The following is a 9652-nucleotide window of genomic DNA, read 5'->3' as shown; positions in this document are numbered from 1 at the left end:
GCGCGATGCCGGGCCCACCCCTCCGTCGTCGGACGTCCGATCAGAGCGACGTCATGACGTGCTTGATCCGCGTGTAGTCCTCGAAGCCGTACGCGGACAGGTCCTTGCCGTAGCCGGACTGCTTGAACCCGCCGTGCGGCATCTCGGCGACCAGTGCCATGTGGGTGTTGATCCACACACAGCCGAAGTCGAGCCGCTTCGACATCCGCATCGCCCGCGCGTGGTCCTTGGTCCACACCGAGGAGGCCAGCGCGTAGTCGACGCCGTTGGCGTACGCGACGGCCTGGTCCTCGTCCGTGAAGGACTGGACGGTCATGACCGGGCCGAAGACCTCGTTCTGGACGATCTCGTCGTCCTGCCTCAGGCCCGAGACGACGGTCGGGGCGTAGAAGTAGCCCTTGTCGCCGACCCGGTGGCCGCCGGCCTCGATCCGCGCGTGCTCGGGCAGACGCTCGACGAATCCGCTGACCTGGGCGAGCTGGTTGGCGTTGTTGAGCGGGCCGAACAGCACGTCCTCGTCGTCCGGCAGACCGGTCCTGGTCTCGGCGGCGGCCTTGGCGAGGGCGGCGACGAACTCGTCGTGCACCGACGCGTGGACCAGGACGCGGGTGGCGGCCGTGCAGTCCTGGCCGGCGTTGAAGAAGCCGCCGACGACCAGGTCCTCGACCGCCTTCGTCAGGTCGGCGTCCTCGAAGACCACGGCCGGGGCCTTGCCGCCGAGCTCCAGGTGGACGCGCTTGACGTCCTTGGCCGCGCTCTGGGCGACCTGGATGCCGGCGCGGACCGAGCCGGTGATGGAGGCCATCGCCGGGGTCGGGTGCTCCACCATCAGACGGCCGGTCTCGCGGTCGCCGCAGACCACGTTGAAGATCCCCTTGGGCAGGCCGAGCTCCTCGAGGACCCCGCCGATGATCTCCGCGATCAGCACGGTGGAGGCCGGCGTGGTGTCCGAGGGCTTGAGCACGACCGCGTTGCCCGCGGCGAGCGCCGGGGCGAACTTCCAGACCGCCATCAGCAGGGGGTAGTTCCACGGCGCGACCTGGGCGCAGACACCGACCGGCTCGCGGCGGATGATCGAGGTCATGCCCTCCATGTACTCGCCGGCCGAGCGGCCCTCCAGCATCCGGGCCGCGCCCGCGAAGAAGCGGACCTGGTCGATCGCCGGACCGAGCTCCTCGCCGAGGGTGAGGTGCAGCGGCTTGCCGGTGTCGCGGCTCTCGGCGGCGACCAGTTCCTCGGCGCGCGCCTCCATCGCGTCGGCGATCTTCAGCAGAGCGCGCTGGCGCACGGACGGGGTCGCGTCGCGCCACACGGGGAACGCCGCGGCGGCGGCCGCCATCGCCGCGTCCACGTCGGCCGCGCCCGAGAGCGGGGAGGTCGCGTAGACGTCACCTGTGGTGGGGTCCACCACGTCGAGCGTCCGGCCGTCGACGGCATCCGCGAACGCGCCGTCGATGTAGTTGCGGAACGTGCTGCTCATGGAACGTCTCTCCTGGTCAGGCGGCGGTACGGGGGGACAGGTGCTCGTGCACGGCGAGCCAGGCGCCGTCCTCGGAACGGGCGAAGACGATGGTCTCCCGCTCGTGCACCGTCTCCTCGCCGGCGTTGGTGGCGATCCGGGTCTCCACGTCGTGGCTGAAGACGGCCGTGTCGCCGAAGGGCTGGACCAGCTGCGCCGACGAGGTGCAGCCGAGGATGCGGAAGCCGTCCTGCTCGACCCACTCCTGCCACAGGGCGCGGTACTCGGCGGTGGAGCCGAGACGCCGGCGCGTGGTGTGGAAGACGAACGTCGCCTCGGGTGCGAAGGCGCCGAAGTAGTCGTCGAGGCGGCCCTCGGCGAAGGCGGCGACGAGCGCGTCCGCGGCCGTCTCGATCTCCTGGACGGTGGTGGTGCTCATGCACGGCTCCTGATAGGGGCGCCCGGCGTCAGGGCCGGGCGCCCGGTCGGTGGGGGTGGCGGGGGAGGGTCAGACGGCCGCGGCGGGCTCGGCGGTCTTCTCCTCGGCGCCACCGGTGATCGGCGTGATCTCGGCGTCGGTCGACGGGACGAAGCGGGGTCCTTCGGGACCGAACACGGCGCGCGGCTCGGGGAAGAAGGTGAGCGCGGCGAAGTAGAGGACGACCGCGAGGGCGAGGCCGACCGGCAGGGAGATGTCCGCGCCGTTCGCCAGGTTGCCCAGCGGGCCGACGAACTGGCCCGGCAGGTTGGTGAACAGCAGGGCGACGACGGCGCTGACGAGCCAGGTGCCCATGCCGCGCCAGTTCCAGCCGTGCGCGAACCAGTAGCGGCCGCCGCGCTGGCGCCGGTTGAAGACCTGGAGGTCCTCCGCGTCGTACCAGCCGCGGCGGGTGACGAAGCCGAGGGCCATGACGACCATCCACGGCGCCGTGCAGGTGATGATCAGCGTGGCGAAGGTGGAGATGGACTGCGTGAGGTTCAGCGCGAACCGGCCGATGAAGATGAACGCGATGGACAGGACGCCGATGAAGAAGGTGGCCTGGACCCGGTTGAAGCGCGGGAAGACGCTGGAGAAGTCGAGCCCCGTGCCGTACAGCGACGTCGTACCGGTGGACAGGCCGCCGATCAGGGCGATCAGGCACAGCGGCAGGAAGTACCAGCCGGGGGAGATCGCCAGGAGCCCGCCGACGTAGTTCGGGGCGGCCGGGTCGACGTACTTCGCGGCCTTCGTGGCGATGATCGACGCGGTGGTGAGGCCGAAGAGGAACGGCAGCAGCGTCGCGATCTGGGCCAGGAACGCGGCGCCCATCACCCGGCGGCGCGGGGTGTTCGCGGGGATGTAGCGCGACCAGTCACCGAGGAACGCGCCGAAGGAGACCGGGTTGGAGAGCACGATCAGCGCCGCGCCGATGAACGACGGCCAGAACATGGCGTCGTGGGTCGAGGCGAAGGCGCCCGCGTAACCCGGGTCGAAGTCGCCGGCGAAGGCGAAGGCACCGAGCACGAAGAGGGCGGAGGCCGCCATCACCGCGATCTTGTTGACCAGCAGCATGAAGCGGAAGCCGTAGACGCAGACGACCAGCACGAGCCCGGCGAAGATCGCGTAGGCGATGCCGTAGGTGACGTCCGACTCGGGGACGTGCACCAGCCGGTGCGCGCCGCCGACGAGCGCGTCGCCCGAGGACCACACCGAGATCGAGAAGAACGCGATCGCGGTGAGCAGGGACAGGAAGGAACCGACGACCCGGCCGTGCACACCCAGGTGAGCGGACGACGAGACGGCGTTGTTCGTGCCGTTCGCGGGGCCGAACAGCGCCATCGGGGCCAGCAGCAGCGCACCCGCGACCAGGCCGAGGACGGTCGCCGCGAGCCCCTGCCAGAAGGAGAGGCCGAAGAGGATCGGGAACGCGCCCAGCACACAGGTCGCGAAGGTGTTGGCGCCGCCGAACGCGAGCCGGAACAGGTCGATCGGCCGGGCCGTGCGGTCCTCGTCCGGGATCCGCTCGACGCCGTAGGTCTCGATTTCTGTGACCGAGGTACTGACCGAGGTCGTCACGGGCCCTCCCATCTATTTTTGTACACCACTCAAATATCGGCACCCATAGTGTGAGGCCCCCGGTGACCTGCGACAATGGTGGGCATCACAGATGCGTACGATGTCTTTTGTGGCCGGCAACAAACTGACGATCCAGGACCTGCTCTCCTCGCCCGCCCTCCAGCTGACGCTGAAGGCCGGCGGCGGCCTGGACCGGGCGGTCTCCTGGGCCCACGCCAGCGAGCTCGTCGACCCGACGCCCTGGCTCATGGGAGCCGAGCTGATCATGACCGCGGGCCTGGCCATCCCCAGGAGCGCCGCGGAACAGCGCGCCTATCTGGAGCGGCTGGACGACGCCGGGGCGTCCGGACTCGCGCTCTCGGCTCAGCTCCACATGCCACCGCTGCACGACGCGTTCTTCGACGCCGCGCGGGAGCGGGGCTTCCCGGTCCTGGAGGTCCCGCTCGCCGTCCCCTTCATCGCCGTCGCCCAGGAGGTCGCCGCCTCGGCCCAGGAGGAGGCCAGGCACCGGCTGGGCGCGCAGCTCCAGGTCTTCGGAGCGCTGCGCTGGCTGGTCACGGAGGACCTGGACACGCCGACACTGCTGCGCCGGCTCGAAGGCCTGTCGGGCTACGACGTCTTCCTCTGCACACCCCAGGGGCGCCCGCTGCTGCCCGGAGTCCCCGTGCCGGACCCGGCCGTTCTGCCCGCGTCCGTCGACGCCCCGCCGACCATCCCGGGCGGGTTCGTCCTCCCGGTGCCCGCGCCCGGCGGACCAGCCGGTTTCCTCGTCGCGTACGAGCGCGCGGGCGCCCGGCCCGCCGGGCTCGCCGTCGTCCAGCACATCGCCACCGTCGCGGCGCTGCGGCTGGCGATGGTCCGCAACGAACGCGAGACGCTGCGCCGCGAGGGAGCGGAGACGTTCGCCGAGCTGCTGCAGGAGGTGCTCGACCCGGAGGCGGCGCGGCGACGGCTCGCCCGGCACGCGATCGAGGGCGACACCGTGCTGCTCATCGTGCGCCGCACCACCGACGAGGCACTGCTCCGCTGTCTGGAGGACCGGCCGCATCTGCTGCTCACCCGGGGCGAGGACCGCTATGTCCTCGGGGCGCCGGAACTGGCGGCGGCCGTCGGCGAGCTGCCCGCCGTTGCGGCGGGGGCCAGCCGTCCCTTCGCGCCGGGGGCCGCGTTGAAGGTCGCCCAGCGCGAGGCGCTGTGGGCGGTGTCCAAGGCCGTCGAGTCGGGCCGTGCCGTCGTCCACTACGGCGACGACGGGGCCGGCCGCTGGCTGCCCGACGATCCCGCCGTCCTGACGGCGCTGGTGGAGCACGTGCTCGGCGGGGTACTGCGCTACGACGAGGGCCACGACTCCCAGCTGCTGGTCTCCGCCCGTACCTGGATGGAACGCGACCGCCGCACCGAGACGGCGGCCGCCGCGCTGCACATCCACCCCAACACCCTCGCCTACCGGCTGCGCCGCTTCGGGGCGCTCACCGACCGTGATCTGACGTCGACGGCGGCGCTGGCCGAGGTCTGGCTGGCGATCCAGGCGGCCGGGGCGCTGGGCCTCACCGACTGAGCGGGCGGGCCGGTCCGCCCGGGATCACCCCGGTCCACCCGCCCTGGGCGTCCGGGGCGCCCGGGATCACCCTTCGCCGCGCCGCGCGACCGCCTCGACCAGGCGTGCGATGTCGGCGAGATCGGCCTCGAACTCGGCGGTGAGGTCGAGCGGCAGGTCCAGCCACGGCCCGAGCGCGCTGTGGCCGGGGAGTTCGCTGTCGTCGAGATGGCCCCGCCGGCCGCGCGGGTCGCCGGGGCCGGGCGCGAAGCGGCCCGAGGCCTCGGAGGCGGCGAAGCCGATGACGAAGGTGCTGATCAGGCGTTCCAGCCGGGGCACCTGGGGCTCGGGGACCCCGGCCTCGATGAGCGCGGTGTAGATGATGTCCACCGCCCTCAGCCCGTCCGGGGTGACGGCGGGCCGGGAGAAGAGCAGCTGTGCGGCCCACGGGTGCCGCTGGGTCACCGCGCGGGCGGCGTGCGCGAGGGCGCGGAGCCGTTCGTCCCAGGTGTGCCGATCGGCCGGGTCCGCGGGCAGCAGCGCGGTGAGCAGCCGTCCGACCATGCCGTCGAGCAGTGCCGACTTGTCCTTGACGTGCCGGTACAGCGCCATCGGCGTCACCCCGACGCGATCGGCCAGGGCGCGCATCGAGACGGCGTCGACTCCCTGCTCGTCGGCGATGGCCACGGCCGCGTCCAGGATCTCGTCCCGTCTCCCACTCATGGGTCTACAGAGTAGACGTGTACGGCGTATACGTATACGGTGTAGACGTGTACAGCGTAGACGTCCACGCCGTGGACCTGATGAAGGACGGACGATGCTGCTCGTAGAGGGACTGGTGAAGCGCTACGGCCCGCGCCGCGCGCTCGACGGATTCGACCTGACGGTTCCGGCCGGGGAGATCGTGGGTCTGATCGGCCACAACGGCGCGGGCAAGACCACGTTCGTCGAGATCGTCGCGGGTCTCGTACGCCCCGACGCGGGCCGCGTCGCCATCGCGGGCCTCGACGCGCTCCGGGACGGCCGCAGGGCCCGCCGCCGGCTCGGCGTCGCCCCGCAGGAACTCGCCCTCTACGGAGGCGCCACCGCACGGGAGAACCTGCGGCTGTTCGCCGGACTCGCGGGGTTCCGCGGGCGGCACGGGGACGCCGAGATCACCCGGGTCCTGGACGAACTGCGCCTGACCCCCGTGGCGGACCGGCCCGTGGCCGCGCTGTCCGGAGGGCAGCGCCGCCGGGTCCAGGCGGCCACCGCCATGGTCGGATCACCGCCGCTGCTCCTGCTGGACGAGCCGACCGCCGGGGCCGACCCCGAGACCCGCTCCGCCCTGCTGGAGGCGGTCAGGGCCCGGGCCGCGGCCGGCGCGGCCGTCGTCTACACGACCCACTATCTGCCGGAACTCGTCGATCTCGACGCCACGTTGGCGCTCGCGCGGGCCGGACGGATCATCGCCCGCGGCACGCAGGAAGAACTCACCCGCCATCTGCCCGGCGAACTACGGGTCACCTTCGCCGACCCCGGCGAACCCGAACTGCGCAGGCCGACCAAGGACCCCGGCGCCGATCTGGCCGCCCTGCTCGCGACCGGCCGCACCCCCGTGTCCGTCGACGTGCGCCGCCCCGGACTGGACGACCTCTACCGCTCCATGGAGGGCGACGGCAGGTCCACGGAGAGCCCGGCCGCGTCCGTGGAGAGCGAGGGCACGGTCATGGAGGGCCTGGGCGGGGGCGACCGTGGTGCCGCCACGCGCCCCGGGGGCCTTGAAGCCGTGACGCGGACGGAGGCTCGCGATGTCGCGTGAGTCCGCCGCCCGTCTGTGGGTGCTGATACGCCACAACGTCCTGCTCATGGCACGCGAACCCGGCCCGGTCCTGAGCCGGATGATCCTTCCGCTCGCCTTCGTCACACTGCTGCGCCCGCTCTACACGGCCGGGCAGGGCGAGCGCGCCGGCACGCAGCAGGCGGTCGTCGGCACGCTGGTCACCTTCTCGCTGCTCGCCCTCGGCATCTGCGGCAGCGCGATCCTGACCGAACGGCTCGGCCGGACCTGGGACCGGCTGCGCGCGACCGCCCTGCATCCCGCCGAACTGCTCGTCGGCAAGGCCGTTCCGGCCTTCCTGACCCTGCTCGCCCAGCAGTTCCTCATCGTGGGGTTCGCCGTGTGCTTCTTCGGCCTGCGGGTCCCGCACCCGTTCCTGCTGCTGTGCGTGCTGCTCGGCTGGAGCTGCACGCTCCTCGGCCTCGGCGCCCTGCTCGGTGTGCTGGTCGGCAGCCTGGGCGCGCTCTCGGCCGCGTACGACATCGGCGCCATGCTGCTGAGCAGTGTCGGGGGCGCCCTGGTCCCGCTCGTGTCCCTGCCGGCCTGGGTGGCGACCGTCGCCCCGGCCTCGCCCGGCTACTGGGCCGCTCTCGGCATGCGGGCCGCGCTGTCCGGCGACACGTCCACGGTGGCCAGGTCCTGCGGCACGCTGCTGGGCGTGGCACTGGTCTGCGGCACCGTCGCCTCGGTCCGGCTGCGGGGGCGCGGGGGCCGGTTGGTGGCGCTCTAGGCGACGGACCGCCCGAACCTGCCTGCGGGACGCATGAGTTGGGTGACCGCGGGCCGGCGGGAGGTCACGCCCGCCCGGGGTCGCGCAGGCCCGCGACGAGGGTCCCGACGAGTCGCCGCGCGTCGTAGCGGGGGTCGTTGTGGGCGCCGATGCAGAGGTTGCCGATGCCGCGCATCAGTTGATAGGCCGTCAGCTCCGGGCGGATCTCGCCGGACTCGGCGGCGGCGACGAGGAGTTGGGCGCACACGGGGAGCAGCCGGTCGATGAAGTACCGGTGCAGGGTGTCGAACGCCGTGTTGTCGGGCTGCAGGACGGCGGCGAGCCCGTGCTTGGTGACGAGGAAGTCGACGAACAGGTCGATCCACCGTGACAGCGCGACGTAGGGGGACGGGCACTCGTCCAGCAGGGCCGGTCCCGCCTCGGCGCAGCCCTCGACCTGGTGCCGGTAGACGGCGACGATGAGATCGGCCCTGGTGGGGAAGTGGCGGTAGATGGTGGCCGTGCCCACGCCGGCCCTGGCCGCGATGTCGCGCACGGGCGCCTCCACGCCGGACGTGGCGAAGACCGCGGCGGCGGCGTCCAGCAGCGTCTCCTGGTTGCGCCGGGCGTCGGCCCGCCTGGGCCGGGCCGCCCCCTGTTCCGCGGTGTCGTCGCTGCCGTTCATCGTGCCCTTCCCTCCGTGGCCGGACAGCGAAACGGAACGATGTCCCGTATCGCCTTGCTAAGCGGGACAGTGTTCCGTATCGTCAAACGGGACGGTGTTCCGTTTGCTCATGATGGCAGACCGGGAACCCGGCGGCCAATCCGCTCCGTCATCACGCTTCACCCCTATCGCCTCACCCGTATCGAAGGAGACAGGACATGCGGTACCGCACTTTGGGACGCACCGGTGTGCAGGTCGGCTCGCTCGCGCTCGGCGCGATGAACTTCGGAAGGATCGGGCGCACCACCCAGGACGAGGCCACCGCCATCGTCGACGCCGCTCTTGAAGGCGGGATCAACCTCATCGACACCGCCGACATGTACGGCGACGGCGAGTCGGAGGAGATGGTCGGCAAGGCCATCGCCGGCCGCCGTGACGACATCGTGCTGGCCACGAAGGCGGGCATGCCGATGGGGGAGGAGCGCAACCACCGCGGCTCCTCGCGCCGTTGGCTGGTCACCGAGCTGGACAACAGCCTGCGCAGGCTCGGGGTCGACCACGTCGATCTCTATCAGATCCACCGGTGGGACCCGGCCACCGGCGACGAGGAGACCCTGGCGGCCCTGACCGACCTGCAACGCGCGGGAAAGATCCGCTACTTCGGTTCGTCGACCTTCCCCGCCCACCGCATCGTGCAGGCCCGCTGGGCCGCCAAGGAACATCACCTGCGGCCCTACGCCACCGAACAGCCCAGCTACTCCGTCCTGCAACGGGGGATCGAGGCCCATGTCCTGCCCGTGGCCGAGGAGTACGGGCTCGGTGTCCTGGCCTGGAGCCCGCTGGCCTCGGGCTGGCTGTCGGGCGCGGTCAGGAAGGGCCGGGAGATCACCACCAGCCGCTCGGTGTTCCTGCCGCAGCGCTTCGACCTCGCCGTTCCCTCCAACCAGGCCCGGCTCGACGCGGTGGAGCGACTGGCGGTCATCGCGGAGGAGGCCGGGCTGACGCTGATCCAGCTCGCGCTCGGCTTCGTCACCGCGCATCCCGCCGTGACGAGCGCGCTGATCGGCCCCCGGACCCTGGACCATCTCCACTCCCAGCTCGCCGCCGCCGACACCGTGCTCCCGCCGGACGTGCTCGACGCGATCGACGCCGTCGTGGCCCCGGGGACGGATCTCGCCCCCGAGGAGAAGTTCGACACCCCGCCCGCCCTGCTCGATCCCGCACTGCGCCGCCGCTGACGGCCGCACTGCGCCGCCGCTGACGGCCGCACTGCGCCGCCGCTGACGGTCCGACCGCACGGGCCCGACGGCCCCGCCCGAGCCGGCGCCCCGGAGCGCGGCCACCGCCGTCGCGGGGGCACGTCCGTCGCGAGGGCACGTCCGTATCGCCGGCATATCGAAAACCCGAT

Annotated in this window: 9 protein-coding genes; 4 read left to right on the top strand and 5 right to left on the bottom strand. The window is 72.2% G+C overall.

The window, feature by feature from the left end; all coding sequences use genetic code 11:
• Window positions 1-40: 40 nt before the first annotated feature.
• The 3 genes from ACFWI4_RS02815 to ACFWI4_RS02805 all read right to left on the bottom strand — a co-directional run bounded on the left by ACFWI4_RS02815 (window position 41) and on the right by ACFWI4_RS02805 (window position 3527).
• Window positions 41-1480 carry a gamma-aminobutyraldehyde dehydrogenase gene (locus tag ACFWI4_RS02815; RefSeq protein WP_387190154.1) on the bottom strand — a complete coding sequence of 480 codons (1440 nt, stop codon included), beginning with the start codon at window positions 1478-1480 and terminating at the stop codon, window positions 41-43.
• A 16-nt stretch (window positions 1481-1496) separates the two neighbouring features.
• Window positions 1497-1898 (bottom strand): YybH family protein, encoded by a 402-nt coding sequence (locus tag ACFWI4_RS02810; RefSeq protein ID WP_387190152.1) that lies wholly within the window; start codon window positions 1896-1898, stop codon window positions 1497-1499.
• Window positions 1899-1967: 69 nt separating this feature from the next.
• Window positions 1968-3527: a purine-cytosine permease family protein gene (locus tag ACFWI4_RS02805; RefSeq protein ID WP_387190150.1), complete on the bottom strand. Its 1560-nt coding sequence runs from the start codon at window positions 3525-3527 to the stop codon at window positions 1968-1970.
• Window positions 3528-3624: 97 nt separating this feature from the next.
• Between ACFWI4_RS02805 and ACFWI4_RS02800 the strand changes: the two genes are divergently transcribed.
• Complete coding sequence (locus ACFWI4_RS02800) at window positions 3625-5073, top strand: PucR family transcriptional regulator (RefSeq protein ID WP_387190149.1); 1449 nt, start codon at window positions 3625-3627, stop codon at window positions 5071-5073.
• Window positions 5074-5139: 66 nt separating this feature from the next.
• Here the strand turns inward: ACFWI4_RS02800 and ACFWI4_RS02795 are convergent, their stop codons facing one another.
• Window positions 5140-5775: a TetR/AcrR family transcriptional regulator gene (locus ACFWI4_RS02795; protein WP_387190147.1), complete on the bottom strand. Its 636-nt coding sequence runs from the start codon at window positions 5773-5775 to the stop codon at window positions 5140-5142.
• A gap of 94 nt (window positions 5776-5869) precedes the next feature.
• Here ACFWI4_RS02795 and ACFWI4_RS02790 point away from each other — a divergent pair, with 94 nt between their 5' ends.
• Both ACFWI4_RS02790 and ACFWI4_RS02785 read left to right on the top strand, forming a co-directional pair.
• The gene (locus ACFWI4_RS02790; protein WP_387190145.1) at window positions 5870-6853 is read left to right on the top strand and encodes an ABC transporter ATP-binding protein; all 984 of its coding nucleotides are present in this window, start codon (window positions 5870-5872) and stop codon (window positions 6851-6853) included.
• Window positions 6843-7601 (top strand): ABC transporter permease, encoded by a 759-nt coding sequence (locus ACFWI4_RS02785; protein ID WP_387190143.1) that lies wholly within the window; start codon window positions 6843-6845, stop codon window positions 7599-7601. The genes ACFWI4_RS02790 and ACFWI4_RS02785 overlap by 11 nt, the downstream gene beginning before the upstream one ends.
• A gap of 64 nt (window positions 7602-7665) precedes the next feature.
• On the opposite strand, the gene ACFWI4_RS02780 is transcribed toward ACFWI4_RS02785, so the two are convergent.
• Entirely contained in the window at window positions 7666-8265 is a 600-nt protein-coding gene (locus ACFWI4_RS02780; RefSeq protein ID WP_387190140.1) for a TetR/AcrR family transcriptional regulator, read from the bottom strand.
• A 197-nt stretch (window positions 8266-8462) separates the two neighbouring features.
• Between ACFWI4_RS02780 and ACFWI4_RS02775 the strand changes: the two genes are divergently transcribed.
• Entirely contained in the window at window positions 8463-9482 is a 1020-nt protein-coding gene (locus tag ACFWI4_RS02775) for an aldo/keto reductase (protein ID WP_387190137.1), read from the top strand.
• The last annotated feature ends 170 nt before the right edge of the window (window positions 9483-9652 follow it).

Origin of the sequence: Streptomyces sp. NPDC127038, from assembly GCF_042725875.1 — a bacterium.
Classification (GTDB): Bacteria; Actinomycetota; Actinomycetes; order Streptomycetales; family Streptomycetaceae; genus Streptomyces.
The sequence above is the reverse complement of the archived record's forward strand: the minus strand, read 5'-3'. Positions and strand labels throughout refer to the sequence as shown.

Coding starts and splice junctions, on each gene's coding strand:
- ACFWI4_RS02815 (WP_387190154.1), bottom strand. CDS start 1,480: ATGAGCAGCACGTTCCGCAACTACATCGACGGCGCGTTCGCGGATGCC.
- ACFWI4_RS02810 (WP_387190152.1), bottom strand. CDS start 1,898: ATGAGCACCACCACCGTCCAGGAGATCGAGACGGCCGCGGACGCGCTC.
- ACFWI4_RS02775 (WP_387190137.1), top strand. CDS start 8,463: ATGCGGTACCGCACTTTGGGACGCACCGGTGTGCAGGTCGGCTCGCTC.
- ACFWI4_RS02805 (WP_387190150.1), bottom strand. CDS start 3,527: ATGGGAGGGCCCGTGACGACCTCGGTCAGTACCTCGGTCACAGAAATC.
- ACFWI4_RS02795 (WP_387190147.1), bottom strand. CDS start 5,775: ATGAGTGGGAGACGGGACGAGATCCTGGACGCGGCCGTGGCCATCGCC.
- ACFWI4_RS02780 (WP_387190140.1), bottom strand. CDS start 8,265: ATGAACGGCAGCGACGACACCGCGGAACAGGGGGCGGCCCGGCCCAGG.
- ACFWI4_RS02785 (WP_387190143.1), top strand. CDS start 6,843: ATGTCGCGTGAGTCCGCCGCCCGTCTGTGGGTGCTGATACGCCACAAC.
- ACFWI4_RS02790 (WP_387190145.1), top strand. CDS start 5,870: ATGCTGCTCGTAGAGGGACTGGTGAAGCGCTACGGCCCGCGCCGCGCG.